We start from the raw sequence: 15728 nt of genomic DNA on the forward strand, positions 1-15728 counted from the left end.
GATGGCTTAAACAGCCCGGTCAGGGTTTAAAGCTGACCGCGTTTTGTCAGTTCTGCTTTCACACCGGCACCGTAAGCAGGGTCGGCTTTCGTGAAGTGGCCCAATTGACGTTCGATGGTTTCCTTGGGAACACCGGCCATGGCGTCGGCAATATTGCTGAACAGACGCTGTTTTTCCTCATCGTTGAACAGGCGGAACAGATTGCCGGGTTGCGAGTAGTAATCATCGTCCACGCGGTGATCCCAGTGATCCGCAGGCTGGCCGTCCAGCGCCAGAGGTGGTTCGCTGCGGGGTGCCTGTTGCCATTCACCCTGGCTGTTTGGCTCGTAGTTCAGCGTGCCGCCGTTATTGTCGCCAGTACGCATGGCGCCATCGCGGTGGTAGCTGTGGAACGGGCAACGCGGTGCGTTTACCGGCAGCAGGCCGTGGTTCACGCCCAGACGGTAGCGCTGGGTGTCGCCGTAGGAAAAGATACGGCCTTGCAGCATGCGGTCGGGCGAGTGGCCAATACCGGGCACCAGGTTGGCAGGCGTAAAGGCGGCTTGCTCCACTTGGGCGAAGTAGTTGGTGGGGTTCTCGTTCAGTTCCAGCATGCCCACGTCGATCAGTGGGAAATCGCCATGTGGCCAGACCTTGGTCACATCAAAGGGGTTGATGTGGTAGGTGCGAGCCTGCTCTTCGGTCATGATCTGAATGCGCAGCGCCCAGCGTGGGAAGTTGCCCTTTTCAATGTTCTCGTACAGATCGCGCTGCGAGCTCTCGCGGTCTTGTCCGACGACTTTGGCGGCTTCTTCGTTGGTGTAGTTGGCAATGCCTTGCTGGGATTTGAAGTGGAACTTCACCCAGTGACGCTGGCCCTTGTCGTTGATCAGGCTGTAGGTGTGCGAACCAAAGCCGTGTTGCTGACGCAGGTTACAGGGCAAACCGCGGTCGCTCATCAGGATGGTGACCTGGTGCAGGGATTCGGGCGACAGAGACCAGAAATCCCAGGCGGCGCTCATGTTGCGCAGGTGGCTGCGAGGGTCGCGTTTCTGTGTGTGGATGAAGTCGGGGAACTTCAGTGGATCCCGTATAAAGAAGACAGGAGTGTTATTGCCCACGAGGTCCCAGTTTCCGTCTTCTGTATAGAATTTGAGGGCAAATCCTCGAACGTCGCGTTCTGCATCGGCGGCTCCTGCTTCACCAGCTACGGTGGAAAAACGTAAGAAAACGGGGGTTTTGCTGCCTGGCTTGAAGACCTTGGCCATGCTGTACTGGCTGATGTCGTGCGTCACGGTAAAGGTACCGAAAGCGCCCGAGCCCTTGGCGTGCACGACGCGCTCCGGGATACGTTCACGGTCAAAGTGAGCCAGCTTCTCCAGTAACCAATAATCCTGCATCAGGACGGGACCACGAGGTCCGGCTGTCATGGAGTTCTGATTCTCCTCAACAGGGCGGCCGGCGGCGGTCGTCAGGGTTTTGTTGCTCATTGTGATTCTCCGTTGAAGCTGACCCGAACCGAGGGGGGCGGGTCGTTTTAAGAAGTTAGGATCAGTCTACTTGCCTTGGTCGAAATAGTTAAATCAAATGATTTTAGTGAATGAATAGCTTTTTACTATTGATGGGGCATTCCTCCTGATCATAGCGGTAAGTAGAAACGCTGCGGATGAAAATTCTGCGATCGGGCCGCAGAAAAAAGTTAATAAATGTTTTTAAATACGGGCCTTTAGCGCTGTTGGACAGAGTATTTCGGGCAGGTGTATCATCCACCCAGCCGTCTGCGGCGTACTGCGGTGTACTAAATGGGCTGTGTTGGGATCGGCCTTTTCACGCACCTTTTGCCCCTGTTCCGGGGCACCGCCTAGCAGGGATTAGGACACAGAGACTTTATGAGTTTGCCCCCCAAAGCCAGTGGCCATTCTTTTGGCGACTCCCCCTTACACGCAGCTTCCACACGCGATAACACCCTGCAAAAACTGGTGCTGGTGGTTGAAGATGAACCCGATATTGCCAGCGTGCTGGATGCTTATTTGCGCCGCGATGGCTTGCGTACCGCCATTGCGGGTGACGGGTTTCAGGCTCTGCAATTGTTTCGGGATCTGCGCCCGGATATGGTCCTGCTGGATATTCATTTGCCCGGTGTGGATGGGCTGGACGTACTGCGCGCTATTCGTAATGCCGGTCAAACCCCAGTCATTTTGGTGACGGCTCTGGCGGACGATGTGGACAAGCTTCTGGGCCTGCGTCTGGGGGCGGATGATTACGTCATCAAACCCTTTAACCCAGCAGAAGTGGTGGCCCGCGTCCGCGCCGTGCTGCGTCGCACAGGGGCTGTTGCGCCCAGCACCCGGATTCGTGTTGGCAGTCTGGAAATTGATGAGCAGGACCATGTGGCCCTGGTGCATGTGGAGGGCGACCGTGTCGTGCCTTTGCCGCTGACGGTAACGGAATTCCGCTTGCTGGCTTGCCTGGCCGCCCAACCACGCCGCTGCTTTTCCCGTAATTATCTGATTGAACAATGCCTGCCCGAGAGCAATGCCATGGAGCGCGTCATTGACTCCCACATCTCCAAACTGAGACGCAAATTGCAGGTTGTGGGCCAGGGTGAACTGGTTGAGGCGGTACGTGGAGTGGGCTATCGCTTATGGCGCGAGTACTAGACCGAATTTGGGTGCGTTTTGGCCTGGCAGTCGCCATTGCCATTGTCGTGACCCTGGCTGTGCTGGCCATCACCCAACTGCTTTTCTGGCGGTATGAGGAAGACCGCTTTTACCGCTCTCTGCCTACGGATATCCGCCTGGAGTACGACCAGCTTGTGGTGCAGGGTTTGGAAGAAGGCCCGCGCGCCATGCAGATTTATGGCGAGTACTGGCAGGGAGACCCGTGGACCCGCGAATACCTGACGCTGCTCTTTACCTTGTTGGTGGGCCTGCCCTTTGGTTTGGGGTCGGGATTCTGGGTATCGCGCCGGGTGATGCAGCCCTTGGAGTCCATGGCAGAAGCGGCCAACCGGGTGGCGGTAGGTGACTTTACTGTGCGTGCGCATGAAGGTCAGGCTCGCGGTGAAATGGCCGAAATGGTGCGCGACTTCAATCACATGATTGATTCGCTGGAGGCCTTGGACCGCGAACGACGCATGACGGTAGCCTCCTTGTCGCATGAGCTGCGCACTCCCCTGGCCGTGTTAAGCGCCCGTCTGCATGCGATTGTGGACGGCGTTATTCCCAGCAGCGATCAGGAGATGCACGGTTTGTTGCAGCAGTCTTTGCACCTGGGCCGTCTGGTCAGTGACCTGCATACGATTTCGCTGGCATCTGCCGGGCGCTTGTCCCTGTATTGCGAGCAGTTGGATCTGGTGCCCTTGGTAGCCGAAGAGCTGGCTCGTTTCGATGCCCGTCTGGAAGAAAAAGGCTTCGAGCTGGAGGCCGATTTACCTGATGGACCTGCTTGCGTGCTGGTGGACCCGGATCGCCTGCGGCAGATTATTGGCAATTTGCTGGAAAACTGCCTGCGTTACGCAGCGCAAGGGCGTTGGGTAGGTATCTCGCTGGAAATCAGCGAGGGGCATGCCACTCTGGCTATTAGCGATGCAGGCCCGGGCTTGCCTGAATCCATGCGTGACCGCCCTTTCGAGCGCTTTGCGCAGGAACCCGGCACCAAGCGCCATGCCTCGGGTTTGGGGCTGTCGATAGTGCAGGCACTGGTTGAACAGCAAGGTGGCAGTGTCCTTGTAGGCACCTCTACCCGAGGCGGTGCCAGCGTTCAAATGCGCTTTCCGCTGGTCAATCGCAACGCGACGAACTAAGCCGCTTCTTCATCTCCATCATTCCTCCATCATTTATGCACGGCTACGCAATGTGGCCCGTGCATGCTGTAGCCATCTCTTATTTCGTGCTTGGGAGTGGCTACTCTGTTGTCCATTCTTCGTCTTGTTTCGGCGCTATTGTGTGCCGCCTTACTGTCGGCTTGCTTCGCGCCGCTTGTCCCTGAACTGCCGCGTACCAGCGAGATGGAGTGGGATAGCCAGATTGCCAATAAAGGGCCGGTGGTCGAGCTGCGTGCCTGGTGGCATGTGCTGGGCGACCCTCAGCTCGATGCCCTGGTGCAGGAAGCCTTGGCCCAAAATCTGGATTTGGCTCAAATGGTCAGCCGCGTCCAGGGTGAGCGCCAGATTACCGAACGCTGGAGCAGCAAGTTTCTGCCCGCCCTGAATGCCGATGCCCATCCTGTGCAGGACGTATCGGCGCAGGATGCGTATTTTCATGCCAGCCTGGATATGGTGTGGGAGCTGGGCTTGTTCGGTGCCATGGAAAATGCCCGGCTGAAAGCCATGGCGGATTTGGGCTATGCCCAGGCTGATCTGCAAAGCATGCGTGTGGCGGTGGTGGCTGCCGTCGTACGCAACTATATGGATTTGGCCCAGGCTCGCCGCCAACAGGCTTTGCTGGAAGAAACAACCAGGCTGGATGAGCAGGCCTTGTCCTTGGCGCAAGTGCGTTTGCAGACACATTTGGGATCTTACGAGGCGGTAGAGCAAGCCCAACTGATCCGGACTCAGACCCAAGACCAGTACTTGAACATGCAAGAGCGTGCGGATCGGGCTGCCCGTGCCTTGGCTCTGCTGCTGGGACGCTCTCAACCCGATTTCTTGTGGGGCATGAGTGCCCAGGCGCGTTTGCCGCAAACCTTTACCTTGAGCCAAGTACCCGCTGATCTGGTGCGTATACGCCCGGATATCAGCATGGCGCAGGCGGAAGTGCTGCAGGCTGCTGCGCAGGTAGGGGTAGCGCGTTCGGCCTTGTATCCACGCCTGCGTTTGGGTGGCTCCATCCTGTATTCCTACAACATCACCCAAAACATGCGTACCAGCACGGACTCGGTGCCCTCGATTGGCCCCATGCTGGATATTCCGCTGTGGGATTGGGGCGCCCGCCGTGCCCGTGTGCGGGCCAGTGAACGGGAGCTGGATGCGGCCTTGCTGGGTTATCGCAAAGCGGTGGTGACTGCGGTGTCGGAAGTGGAGCAATCCTTGGCGGCGCTGGTGAATCAGCAAAGTCGTATTCAGGCCCTGCAACAGGCCAATGGAGTTCTGGAACAGAGCCAGACACGTCAAAAAACCTTGCTGGGTTTGGGCCTGTCCAGCGAGGCGGATTTATTGCAGGCACGCCGTGCCCGTTTGAAGGCGCAGGCTGACCTGGAACTGGCGCAAGACAGCCGTGTGTTGGCCTTTGTGGCTTTGTACAAAGCACTGGGCGGTGCGCCTTTGCCTGACGAGCAAGAACCATGATTGCACTGGCACGTAAAACGCTGATTTATGAATGGCGGCGCTTTGTTCCCGTCGTATTGGCCGTGGGGTTTTCCGGGCTGATGCTGGTCGCCCAGGCCGCCTTGGTGTTGGGGATTTTTGGGACGGCGGCCATCTACGTCAAAGCCTCTTCAGCGGATTTGTGGGTGGGCTATCCAGGCACGCAAAGCGTGAATTTCGGGCAGTCCATTGATCCCGATGTGGCGATGCGCTTGCTGATGGACCCGGCTGTGGTCGAGGTCGAACCTTATGAATGGGTGGATGGTGATTGGCGTGCCCAGGCCAGTGATAGCGGCAGTGTCTCGGTGTACTTGTCCGGCGTGTCGGTCAGCGAGGGGGCCATGATGTTTGACCAGTTGCTGAGTCCAGCCATGCGTGCCCGTTTGCGTGAGCCGGGTGCGGTCATTGTGGACGAGGCCGATCTGCAAACCCTGGGTTTGAATCGTGATGTCAGCCGCGCCTGGATCAATGGCAAGCCGGTTCGTGTCGTTGGTTTGCTGCGTGGTTTGCGGGGGCTGGGAGGGGTGAATGTACTGGCCTCTGTGGATACGGCTCGAGAGGTCAAGGGTGACTCCGAGCTGCGTGGTAGCACGTATTACGTCGCTCACACCCGCATCGCCCCCGAGCTGGTGAAGGCTCGCCTGAACGATGGCACCACTGCCTTTGGCCCTTATGAAGTCTGGACGGCCGATCAGTTTGCCTCGCGCTCACAACGCTACTGGTTGCTGGATACCGGCGCAGGGATGGCCGTGTTGTTCATGGCCTTGATTGTGTGCCTGGTCGGTGCCGTGATTACCAATCAGTCCTTTGCCGCGGTGGTGGGCGGTTCGGCGCGGGAGTACGCCACCTTGAATGCCTTGGGAGCCAGTCGTGCCGCCCTGGCCCGAGTGGTAATCGAGCAGTCTTGCATGGTGGGTGGAATGGGCATGGTGCTGGCCGCGGTGATCAGTTCCGCGCTATTGGCTCTGGCGGCTTTCTATCACGTCCCGGTGGCCATGACGCCGCTGGTGGCTTTGGCCTGCGCGGTGCTGGTGGGCCTGATGTCTCTGCTCTCCAGTGTGATGGCGGTACGCGCTTTATGGCGCACCGATCCGTCCCTGCTCTTGCGTTGATTCAGGAGAAAAGTCATGAGTGTGTCCTTAGCTTCGGCAAGACAACCCAGCCTGAATGCCGTTGCTTTAGGCAAATCCTTTTTGACCGGCGTGGTGCAGTTGCGTGTGCTTAATCGCCTGTCTTTGGCGGTGCATGCGGGTGAGCTGACCTTGGTGTCCGGCCCGTCTGGCTGTGGCAAAAGCACCCTGCTGGCCTTGTTGTCGGGGTTGCAGCAGCCCGATGAAGGCCAGGCTTTTGCCTTGGGCCAGAACCTGGCTGAAATGAGCCGTAGCGAGCGTGACGAGTTCCGTTTGCAGCACACCGGTTTCGTCTTTCAGGGCTTTAACTTGTTCCCTGCCTTGACGGCACAGGAGCAGGTTCAACTGCCTTTGGGTTATCTGGGCATGAACGCCCGTACCAGCGCAGAACTGGCGCATCAGGCCTTGGAAGAGGTGGGTTTGCTGCACCGTGCTCATATGCGGCCCGCACAGTTGTCAGGCGGAGAAAAGCAGCGAGTGGCGATTGCCCGTGCCATCGCCAAAGCGCCGCAGTTGTTGTTTGCCGATGAGCCCACCAGCGCTCTGGATGCTGAAAACGGCCAGCGTGTCGTGGATATTTTGCATCGCTTCGCACGGAAAAACCGCGCCACGGTGCTGTGTGTCAGCCATGACCCGCGTGTGGTTCGCCATGCGGACCGGGTGGTGGGCATGGAAGATGGAGCTATCCGCAGTGATCGGCGTAGCCCGGAAAATAGACAGGAGTGAAACGATGATGAATGCGTCACCAGGACGCTGGAGCTGGGCCATGATAGCTGCCGTTGTGCTGTTGGCCGCCTGCTCCAAACGCCCCCCGGAGCCGCCTGTGCAACAGGCCTCGGGCCTGCGTGATATTGCAGTCGCACGCGGCAAGGTCGAGGTGGAGGGTGGCTTGCTGAAACTTGCCATGCCAGTAGCCGGGGTGGTGTCCGAACAGTCCGTGCGCGAGGGCGATACGGTGCAAGTCGGTCAACCCTTGTTTGGTCTGCGTAATGGAGTGGAGTTGGCCCAGGCAGAGACCGCCCAGGCTCGTCTGGCGGTGGCACAGGCACGTTTGCGTGCCGCCCAGGCCGCTTTGCCTGCCGTGCAGCAAGCGGCGCAGCGTTATGCCACAGCAGCGCGGGCTGGTGCGGCCCAGCCCCAGCAGGCAGATGACGCCCAGCAACGCTTGCGGCAGGCCCGTACCGAAGTCGAGATTGCCCAAGCAGACCTTGAGCTTGCTCGCGCCCAGGGCAAGCAACAAAAAGCCCAATTGGCGCAGTTTGCGCTAACCGCGCCTGAGGCCGGTGAAATCGTCAGCTTAAGCGCTCGTCCGGGCAGTTTTGTGCAGGCGGGCGAGGCGATGGCAACACTTTTACCCGCCCGTCCGCTGCAATTACGGGTCGAGCTCAATGCTGCCTATGTGGAGAAGGTCAAAGTGGGGATGAAAGCCCGCGTGGTTTTTGATACCGAAGGCAGTGGCCAAGCCACCACCTTGCCCTCTGCCCATGTATTGCATATCAGCCCGGTTTACGGCGAAGGCCGTTTGCAAGATGACTCCCAACGCGGCCCGGTGCGCGTGGTGGAGTGCGTCTTGGCCTTTGATGAGCCTGCCCAGGCTCGGGTAGGACAAAACGTCAGGGTGATTTTTCATGAATGAAACGCTTATGAACTACAAACCGGCTGTGCAGGCGGGGCAGTGGCGGATTCAGTGTGACTTCGATGGCACGATCAGCCTGCAGGACGTGGCCGATACTTTGTTGACCCGGCATGGCATGCCCGGATGGCAGGAATTGGAAGAGGCCTGGGAGCGTGGCGAGATTGGTTCACACGATTGCATGTGTGGTCAGGTGGCTTTGCTGGATATGAGCGTGGCCCAACTGCATGACTGTCTGGATGAGGTCGGGATCGATCCTTTTTTTGCACAGTTTGTGGCTGTGACCAAACGCCTGGGCGTGCCTTTGCAAATTGTCAGTGATGGCCTGGATTACGCCATTCATTACCTGCTGGGCCGTGAAGGCCTGCGTGGCTTGCCGGTGCTGGCAAATTGCCTGGAAGTGCAGGGACCACGTCGCTGGCGTCTGGATACGCCGTGGCATCGTTTGGACTGTGCCAGTGCCAACTGCAAGTGTGGTCACCTGTCCCAGGCACACGCCCAGACGCAGCGCGTGCTTTATATAGGCGATGGCAGTTCGGACTTTTGTGTGGCGGGCAAAGCCGATTTTGTACTGGCAAAAGGTCGCTTGCGGGACTACTGCCAGGAACAAGGCATTGCCCACGCCGCCTTTGAGGATTTCAGCCAGGCGATCGCCCTGCTACCTAGTTTGCTGCACATGCCGGACTTAAGGTCAGTGGTATGAGTGACGCCGCTTTACACACCTCTTTCTTCAGCTTGCCGGACTTGGCCGAGCATGGCTTGACGACGCAGCCGGAGGAGTTGCTATCACACGAATATTTGCTGCATGGCCACGGTGCTCACGCCCGTACCGGGGTGCTCCTGATTCATGGTTTGACGGGTACACCCAATGAAATGCGTGTGCTGGCCCGAGGGCTGAGTCGCCAGGGATTTACGGTCTATGCCGTGCAACTGGCAGGGCATTGCGGGGCGATGGATCAGCTAGTGGCGACCCGCTGGCAGAGTTGGCTGGGCAGTGTCTGCCGTGGGGCGGATATGTTGGCGCGTTATGTCGATCGGGTAGTGGTGGGTGGCTTATCCATGGGGGCGGTCCTGGCCTTGGGGCTGGCGCAATTACGCCCCGAGCAGATTGCTGGAGTGGTGGCCTTGTCTCCCACCTTCCGTTACGACGGCTGGAGCATGCCCGCCTACACCAAGCTGTCCTTCATCCTGCCTGTGCTGCGTGCTTTGGGCATTGGCCGACGTAGTGTGTTCATGGAGCAGCCGCCTTACGGCATCAAGGATGAAGCCCTTAGGGCGCGTATTGTCAGCCAGATGAATAGTGGTGATAGCGCAGCGGCGGGCTTGCCCGGTAACCCCTGGTGGGCGGTGATCGAGATGCAGGCGTTGTCCGCACGGGTGCGCAAGAATCTGGACAAGGTACGTGCGCCCTGCCTGGTCATGCATGCCCAGCACGATGATATTGCCGCTGTGGGAAATGCCTATGAAATCGTCCATGGCGTGCGCCATGCGCCGGTGGACTTGTGCCTGCTGCAAGACAGCTATCACATGATCACGATAGACCGCGAACGCAGGCAGGTCATTGCGCGTGTTGTGGATTTTGTGACGGCAATTGATGTTGCTGGGCGTGGGGCTGTCGTCTCATGAGCCCGTTGGTGATTGCTTTGTGGATCTGCAATGTGCTGGTCGATAGCGGTGGGCAACTTGCCTTCAAAGCCGCCGCCGCAGATCCGGGAGACAGGCAAGGGCTGGATCGTTGGCAGCGCATGTTCAGCCGACCCTGGTTATGGGTGGGGATCGCCTGCTACATCGTCGAGTTTGTGGTGTGGCTGGCCTTCTTGTCCCTGGTGCCCTTGTCCGATGGCGTTCTGATGGGCTCCATCAGCATTGTGATTGTGATGCTGTTTGGCCGAATCCTGTTTGGAGAAAGTCTGACGCCTTTGCGGGTACTGGGGATTTTGCTGGTCTCGGTGGGGGTCGGTATTGTGGGTTTGAAAGGCTAGGAGGCCCGTATGCGGCGTTTTTATATCATCGGCTTTCTGGTCCTGCTGGCTTTTGACACTCTGGCGCAGATCAGTTTCAAGCTGGCCGGAGAGCATGCCCTGCCCTTGCAGGCCTCATGGGAATGGCTGGGGCGTGTCTTTAGCCAGCCCTGGATTTATGGGGCTTTCATTGGCTATATAGGTACGTTTTTCTGCTGGCTGTCCTTGCTTAAAAAAGCACCGATAGGCCCGGCGTTTGCTGCTTCACATCTGGAGATTGTGGCGGTGCTGGCGGTGTCCGCATTCTTGTTCAATGAGCAAGTGGGCTGGCCGCAGATTTTAGGAACCGTATTTATCTTGAGCGGGATTGTGTGTCTGGCATTGAGCGAGTCCAGGCAGGCACAGCAGCACGAGGCGGCTTAAAGCATTTCGGATAGAAAACCGCCCTGCTTCGTCGGAGCGTATCGGGCGGTTTGTGGGGCCTTGGAGTGGTGTTGGATGGGCTTTAGCGTAGCTCGTGCAGCCAGCGGTTCAGTTGCAGATTGAACTGATGCTGACGAGCCTGCCATTGCGTTAAATCGGCTTGCTCGCCTGCGGTGTTCTGGCCATCTGCTGAACTTAACCAGCGCTTCCAGGCACTGCGGTACTGCCAGGTCGAAACGTCGCCAGTCACATCACTCCCAAGAATGCGTCCGCGCACCGCTTTAAGCAGACTGCGCAGATGTGGCTCCTGCATGTTCCCCTGATCCCAATTGGTGCGCAGGACTTCGGGGGCGAATACATCTTTATCAATACTCAGATATACCGGCCGTGGCGAGTGAGCCAGATGCTCGCTGGCCGCCAGCGTGAGTGTGTCCAGATCCGGGAAGCGACGAAAGCAGGAAGCCAGACCCAGGCGGCTGGCCCACTTCACATTCACCCCACTGCTCCAGTACGTTACCTTGCGGGCATAGAGTGCGCCCAGGTGATGCTCCCACACATGGCCAAAGCCGATATCCCCGGAGGTAATCCCGATGACATGCACCTGCGCTACCTGGGGCAGCTTGGCTACTTCATGCACCCAGGAGCCGCAATGGATACCCCAGGGAAAGCGCATATTGTCGGGGTGGTTATCCAGCACGACCACATCAACACGTTGTTCTTGCTTGCTCAGGCAGCGCAGAATCAGCGGCCAGCTCAAGTGATGAAAATCCCCGCTGCCTATAAAGACAGGCCCATGTGCCCAAGGCTCGGGCATGGCTGGTGTTAGCTGGGCCATGCCCTCAAAAAGCGTCTGCCGCCTGCACCCAAAGCGCAGCGCCTCGCGCCAATCTTTGTTGAGCGCGAGGCGGATTTCACCGGGCAAGGGGCCAACCGAGCTGTCCGTGTCCAGTACGACCGGGGGCCGGATCAGGTCTGTTTCAACCATGATTTATCCATTTCAAAATGCCCCAGGAAGCGGCGGGCCACGGCACGCAACAAGGGGTTGCGCACATAGATCAGATGCCGCGTGGGGGTAAAGTCAGCGCCCAGCAGCGCTTTTACGGTGGGGTCCGTCCAGCCTGCGATGTAGTAGCTCAGACCCTGTGCCAAGGCGTATTCCAGATTCACCATCCAACTGACGAAATACAGACTGAGCTCCCGTGAATCCGGGTAGGACAGACCAATGTATTTGTCGACCAGGCGGCCTTCATGTTCAAAGCACAGGTTCCAGCCGATCAGTTCCTTGGAGTCGGCGCGGTAGTACTCGAATATCAAGCCAGGCGAAGACTCATCACGCAGGACGGAGGCCAGGAAATCCCGGCTTAGCAGATCAAAGTGAATCTCGCTTTGTGCATACACGCTGCGATACAGCGCGTAGTACTGATCCACCTTGGCCTCACTGGCAAAGGCCTTCCCGGTTTTGACTTGGCTAATGCTTAACTGATCGCGCTTGCGCAATTTGCGAGTCAGGTAACGACGCGCATCTTTGGGCAGGCGGGACAGGTAGGTTTCGGTATCAGGGAAATCAATTGGCACGTAGGCCAGCGCCTGACCTTGCAGCGGAATAAACCCTTGTTCCACGCAGGCGCTGACCAGTGCATTGGTCTGGGCATTGGCGTGTGCACTTAATAAGGGGGAATCCTCTGGCAAGTCCTTGATGATGGTCAGTGCATAGCGCCGACCCAGCTTTGTGCGCACAGTCCTGGCCAAGCCCTGCACATCCGGTTCGGAGGGAAGCCAGGCGTATTCGCTGACGGTGGTGCCCACAAAAGCGGTACGTACCGTCAGGAAACGCTGCCACCACGACTGCCCCGGCAGGCGGCGCAGTCGTTCCTTAAGCTCGTCATCGGCCGTGGTTAGCAGATCGAACGGTGCCTGGAAGGCGGGCATGGGCAGATCGTCCAATGCCGCAAACCCCTGTGGGGGATGCGACAGGAAACGCTGCACCAGTCCCGCTGGTTCCAGTGCATTCAACAAGCGTGTTTTCATTGAGACTGCTTGGCGCGGTTAAGCAATTGTTCAAGCAGAACCATGGCTTCGTCGATCTCGCTGCGCGTGATGTTCAGCGATGGGGCGAAGGTGATCACGTTCTTGTAGTAACCGCCCACGTCCAGCACCAGGCCACGCTTCTCGCCCTGATAATCCAGATCGCCTGCCAGACCAATATCCACCATTCGATCCAGTAATGCCTTGTTGGGTGTAAAGCCATCCGTCGTGCAGATTTCAGCGCGCAGGGCCAGACCCAGGCCGTCTACATCACCAATTTCGGGGTGACGTTTTTGCAGGTCGCGCAGGCCGTCCAGGAAATAGGCGCCGGACTCACGGACCTGACGACCAAAATCTACTTCGTGTGTCATCTTCATTACTTCCAGACCAACGGCCGTACCCAGCGGGTTGGAGGCAAAGGTGGAGTGCGTCGAGCCGGGCGGGAACACGGTGGGGTTGATCAGTTCGTCGCGGGCCCAGATGCCGGACAGTGGGTTCAGGCCGTTAGTCAGCGCTTTGCCAAAGACCAGGACGTCGGGCGTGATGCCAAAGTTTTCAATCGACCACAGCTTGCCGGTACGCCAGAAACCCATCTGGATTTCATCGACCACCATCAGGATGCCGTGCTGGTCCAGAACCTGTTTCAGACCTTTGAAGAAATTGGCCGGGGGGACCACGTAACCGCCTGTGCCCTGAATGGGTTCCACGTAAAACGCGGCGTATTCGCACTGGTTGGTTTTAGGATCCCAGATGGCGTGGTATTCGTTCTCGAACTTGCGGGCAAAGTCGCGCACGATGGAGTCTGCATACTCTTCCGAGGTCATGCCCTTGGGGCGGCGGAAAGGGTATGGGAACGGAATGAATTGGGCACGATCACCAAAGTGGCCGTAACGGCGACGGTAACGGTAGCTGGAGGTAATGCCCGAAGCGCCCAGGGTACGACCGTGGTAACCGCCTTCAAAGGCGAACATCAGGCTTTTGCCCTGGGAGGCATTACGCACCAGTTTCAGCGAGTCTTCCACGGCTTGGGCTCCGCCCACGTTGAAGTGCACACGGCCAGCCTGGCCCCATTTCTGCTCGGCGTCCTGGGCAATAAAGCGGGCCAGCTCGATCTTGGTGGGGTGCAGGTATTGGCTGGCAACTTGCGGCAAGGTGTTCAGTTGGTGGCGCAAGGCATCGTCCAGACGCTGGTTGCGGTAGCCAAAGTTCACGGCCGAATACCACATCTGCAAGTCCAGATAGGATTTGCCGTCATCGTCAAACAGGTAGCTGCCTTCGCAACCCGTAAAGATTTTGGGTGGGTCTACGTAGTGAACGGTGTCGCCAAATGAGCAGTAACGGGCTTCGTCGGCCAGCAGGTTTTTGATGTCGAGGGACATTGAGAGAGTGCTCCTGAAAAGAGTGCCACCTCAATGTACGAAGGCAAGTTGGACTGACCGTTGATGGATGATGGACGTAGTGTGGAGACGGACAAAGAAAGTGGATTTTTCTCTGTGCGTGGGCGCTGCGTTTATTAGCTGTGCCGCGTATGCTGGGGTAACAGGCATAAAAAAACCCCGCTAAACGTAGCGGGGTTTTTCGTGTCAGAGCGAATTAGCTGTTGGCTGCTTTCGCGCTGTTCTTTTCGATCTGCACCATGATGTAGCGCTGCTGGGCAATGGACAGGATGTTGTTCACGCACCAGTACAGAACCAGACCGGCGGGGAAGAAGAACATCATGCCACCAAAGACCAGAGGCATCAGCATCATGACCTTGGCTTGCATTGGATCAGGTGGCGTTGGGTTCAGCTTGATCTGCAGGAACATGGTACCCATCATGATGGCGGGCAGAATCATCCATGGGTCGCGTGCGGCCAAGTCGTGAATCCACAGAATCCAGGGCGCACCGCGCATCTCGACGCTGCCCAGCAGCACCCAGTACAGCGCAATGAACACAGGAATCTGAACCAGCATGGGCAAACAACCACCCAGCGGGTTGATCTTCTCGGTGCGGTACATCTCCATCATGGCGGCGTTCAGCTTGGCCTTGTCGTCACCGAACTTCTCGCGCAGGGCTTGCATGCGTGGCGCAAATTGCTTCATCTTGGCCATGGAGCGGTAGCTGGCAGCCGACAGCGGGAAGAACACCAGCTTGATCAGCACGGTCAGGGCCACAATGGACCAACCCCAGTTACCCAGCAGGGAATGCAGCCAGGTCAGCAGCTTGAACAGTGGCTTGGAGATGATGGTCAACCAGCCGTAGTCCACAACCAGATCCAGGCCGGTAGCCAGTTGCGACATGGCTTTCTGGTCTTGCGGGCCTACCCACAGGGAGGCGTCCACAGCCTTGTTCTGGCCAGCGGCGATCGAACCGACCGATTCCAGCGTGCGCACGGCGTACAGATTGTTGCCCAACTTCAGGATTTCGTTGGTGCGTTGCAGCTCCTGGGCAGGAACCCAGGCGGTTGCAAAGTAGTGCTGCACCATGCCGATCCAGCCGTTATCCACATTGCGGGCGTAGGTGGCCTTGTTCTTGTCGATGTCCGAGAAGGTGATCTTCTGGAACTTGTCGCCACTGGAATAGACCACAGGACCGGTAAAGGTGCTGTACAGACGCGAGGAATCAGCAGGGTTGTTGCCGTCACGGGTCAGTTGCAGATACAGGCGGGGATCGATAGTTGCGCCGGTATTGTTCTGGATGTCGTGACGAACCTGGATGTCGTAGCGGCCTTTGTGCAGCGTGTAGGTCTTGGTGACTTTCACGTCGTCCGAGGTGGCTTCAAACACCACGTCCAGCGTATCGCCCGTCATGGCGCGCTGGCTCGATACCAGGGCAAACGGGGTCAGGTGGTTGGGCAGGTTCTGGCCAGCGGCACCCACAATACCGGACTGAGCCAGGTAGGTAGAGGCAGGCGAGTTGTCCAGCAGCACCATCGGTTGTTCCGGATTTTCGGGCGAACCGTACTTCAACAGCTCGGACTTGATCAGTTGGGCACCCTCGGTGCTGAAGCTGAGCTTGTAGACGTCTGTTGTAATGTCGATGGTTTGCGCTGTGGCAGACACCGCGCTGTTGCTCGAAGGCAAGGCAGCAGACGCAGTTGGCTCTTGAGCAGCGGGAACACCACCATTTGCGGCAGGTTCGTCGGAGGCTGCTGGAGCTTGCGTGGTGGCTGGGGTGGAAGCGAACAGCGATGGCTTGCCGTTATATTCCTGCCAGTTGTTCCACAGCAGCAGCAGTGCAAAGGAGAAGATCATCCATAGGATGGTGCGTCGGATATCCATAGCGCCTGTAT

15 protein-coding genes are annotated in these 15728 nt (G+C 58.1%); 10 read left to right on the plus strand and 5 right to left on the minus strand.

What is annotated here, in order from left to right:
- Positions 1 to 26: 26 nt before the first annotated feature.
- On the minus strand, positions 27 to 1469 hold the full coding sequence (locus JYG33_RS13435) for a catalase (protein ID WP_207872679.1): 1443 nt from the start codon (positions 1467 to 1469) through the stop codon (positions 27 to 29).
- Positions 1470 to 1868: 399 nt separating this feature from the next.
- On the opposite strand from JYG33_RS13435, the gene JYG33_RS13440 reads away from it, so the two are divergent.
- The 10 genes from JYG33_RS13440 (at position 1869) to JYG33_RS13485 (ending at position 10431) form a co-directional block, all read left to right on the plus strand.
- Positions 1869 to 2639, plus strand: a complete 771-nt coding sequence (locus JYG33_RS13440; RefSeq protein WP_207872680.1) for a response regulator — start codon at positions 1869 to 1871, stop codon at positions 2637 to 2639.
- The gene (locus JYG33_RS13445) at positions 2624 to 3784 is read left to right on the plus strand and encodes an ATP-binding protein (RefSeq protein ID WP_207872681.1); all 1161 of its coding nucleotides are present in this window, start codon (positions 2624 to 2626) and stop codon (positions 3782 to 3784) included. Before JYG33_RS13440 ends, JYG33_RS13445 begins: the two co-directional genes overlap by 16 nt.
- A 108-nt stretch (positions 3785 to 3892) precedes the next feature.
- Positions 3893 to 5266, plus strand: a complete 1374-nt coding sequence (locus tag JYG33_RS13450; RefSeq protein WP_207872682.1) for an efflux transporter outer membrane subunit — start codon at positions 3893 to 3895, stop codon at positions 5264 to 5266.
- Complete coding sequence (locus JYG33_RS13455) at positions 5263 to 6396, plus strand: ABC transporter permease (protein WP_207872683.1); 1134 nt, start codon at positions 5263 to 5265, stop codon at positions 6394 to 6396. Before JYG33_RS13450 ends, JYG33_RS13455 begins: the two co-directional genes overlap by 4 nt.
- 15 nt (positions 6397 to 6411) lie before the next feature.
- Positions 6412 to 7140 (plus strand): ABC transporter ATP-binding protein, encoded by a 729-nt coding sequence (locus JYG33_RS13460; protein WP_207872684.1) that lies wholly within the window; start codon positions 6412 to 6414, stop codon positions 7138 to 7140.
- A gap of 4 nt (positions 7141 to 7144) precedes the next feature.
- Positions 7145 to 8050, plus strand: coding sequence for an HlyD family efflux transporter periplasmic adaptor subunit (locus JYG33_RS13465; RefSeq protein ID WP_207872685.1), 906 nt, complete (start codon positions 7145 to 7147; stop codon positions 8048 to 8050).
- Complete coding sequence (locus JYG33_RS13470) at positions 8043 to 8750, plus strand: MtnX-like HAD-IB family phosphatase (RefSeq protein ID WP_207872686.1); 708 nt, start codon at positions 8043 to 8045, stop codon at positions 8748 to 8750. The genes JYG33_RS13465 and JYG33_RS13470 overlap by 8 nt, the downstream gene beginning before the upstream one ends.
- Positions 8747 to 9673, plus strand: a complete 927-nt coding sequence (locus JYG33_RS13475; RefSeq protein WP_207872688.1) for an alpha/beta fold hydrolase — start codon at positions 8747 to 8749, stop codon at positions 9671 to 9673. Before JYG33_RS13470 ends, JYG33_RS13475 begins: the two co-directional genes overlap by 4 nt.
- Entirely contained in the window at positions 9670 to 10029 is a 360-nt protein-coding gene (locus JYG33_RS13480) for an EamA family transporter (protein ID WP_207872689.1), read from the plus strand. Before JYG33_RS13475 ends, JYG33_RS13480 begins: the two co-directional genes overlap by 4 nt.
- A gap of 9 nt (positions 10030 to 10038) precedes the next feature.
- Entirely contained in the window at positions 10039 to 10431 is a 393-nt protein-coding gene (locus JYG33_RS13485; protein ID WP_207872691.1) for an EamA family transporter, read from the plus strand.
- An 82-nt stretch (positions 10432 to 10513) separates the two neighbouring features.
- Here the strand turns inward: JYG33_RS13485 and JYG33_RS13490 are convergent, their stop codons facing one another.
- From JYG33_RS13490 to yidC, 4 genes are all read right to left on the minus strand, one after another.
- Positions 10514 to 11416 (minus strand): arginase family protein, encoded by a 903-nt coding sequence (locus tag JYG33_RS13490; RefSeq protein WP_207872693.1) that lies wholly within the window; start codon positions 11414 to 11416, stop codon positions 10514 to 10516.
- On the minus strand, positions 11398 to 12459 hold the full coding sequence (locus JYG33_RS13495) for a GNAT family N-acetyltransferase (protein ID WP_207872694.1): 1062 nt from the start codon (positions 12457 to 12459) through the stop codon (positions 11398 to 11400). Before JYG33_RS13495 ends, JYG33_RS13490 begins: the two co-directional genes overlap by 19 nt.
- Positions 12456 to 13835 (minus strand): aminotransferase class III-fold pyridoxal phosphate-dependent enzyme, encoded by a 1380-nt coding sequence (locus tag JYG33_RS13500; RefSeq protein ID WP_207872695.1) that lies wholly within the window; start codon positions 13833 to 13835, stop codon positions 12456 to 12458. Before JYG33_RS13500 ends, JYG33_RS13495 begins: the two co-directional genes overlap by 4 nt.
- Positions 13836 to 14049: 214 nt before the next feature.
- The gene (gene yidC, locus JYG33_RS13505; RefSeq protein WP_207872696.1) at positions 14050 to 15717 is read right to left on the minus strand and encodes a membrane protein insertase YidC; all 1668 of its coding nucleotides are present in this window, start codon (positions 15715 to 15717) and stop codon (positions 14050 to 14052) included.
- Positions 15718 to 15728 lie beyond the last annotated feature (11 nt).

Origin of the sequence: Alcaligenes sp. SORT26 (genome assembly GCF_017377875.1) — a bacterium.
In the GTDB taxonomy this organism is placed as follows: domain Bacteria; phylum Pseudomonadota; class Gammaproteobacteria; order Burkholderiales; family Burkholderiaceae_B; genus Alcaligenes; species Alcaligenes parafaecalis.

Excerpts from the sequence above, each read along its gene's own strand:
- JYG33_RS13435 (WP_207872679.1), bottom strand. The coding sequence starts at position 1,469 with ATGAGCAACAAAACCCTGACGACCGCCGCCGGCCGCCCTGTTGAGGAG.
- JYG33_RS13440 (WP_207872680.1), top strand. The coding sequence starts at position 1,869 with ATGAGTTTGCCCCCCAAAGCCAGTGGCCATTCTTTTGGCGACTCCCCC.
- JYG33_RS13445 (WP_207872681.1), top strand. The coding sequence starts at position 2,624 with ATGGCGCGAGTACTAGACCGAATTTGGGTGCGTTTTGGCCTGGCAGTC.
- JYG33_RS13455 (WP_207872683.1), top strand. The coding sequence starts at position 5,263 with ATGATTGCACTGGCACGTAAAACGCTGATTTATGAATGGCGGCGCTTT.
- JYG33_RS13460 (WP_207872684.1), top strand. The coding sequence starts at position 6,412 with ATGAGTGTGTCCTTAGCTTCGGCAAGACAACCCAGCCTGAATGCCGTT.
- JYG33_RS13465 (WP_207872685.1), top strand. The coding sequence starts at position 7,145 with ATGATGAATGCGTCACCAGGACGCTGGAGCTGGGCCATGATAGCTGCC.
- JYG33_RS13470 (WP_207872686.1), top strand. The coding sequence starts at position 8,043 with ATGAATGAAACGCTTATGAACTACAAACCGGCTGTGCAGGCGGGGCAG.
- JYG33_RS13475 (WP_207872688.1), top strand. The coding sequence starts at position 8,747 with ATGAGTGACGCCGCTTTACACACCTCTTTCTTCAGCTTGCCGGACTTG.
- JYG33_RS13480 (WP_207872689.1), top strand. The coding sequence starts at position 9,670 with ATGAGCCCGTTGGTGATTGCTTTGTGGATCTGCAATGTGCTGGTCGAT.
- JYG33_RS13485 (WP_207872691.1), top strand. The coding sequence starts at position 10,039 with ATGCGGCGTTTTTATATCATCGGCTTTCTGGTCCTGCTGGCTTTTGAC.
- JYG33_RS13490 (WP_207872693.1), bottom strand. The coding sequence starts at position 11,416 with ATGGTTGAAACAGACCTGATCCGGCCCCCGGTCGTACTGGACACGGAC.
- JYG33_RS13495 (WP_207872694.1), bottom strand. The coding sequence starts at position 12,459 with ATGAAAACACGCTTGTTGAATGCACTGGAACCAGCGGGACTGGTGCAG.
- JYG33_RS13500 (WP_207872695.1), bottom strand. The coding sequence starts at position 13,835 with ATGTCCCTCGACATCAAAAACCTGCTGGCCGACGAAGCCCGTTACTGC.
- yidC (WP_207872696.1), bottom strand. The coding sequence starts at position 15,717 with ATGGATATCCGACGCACCATCCTATGGATGATCTTCTCCTTTGCACTG.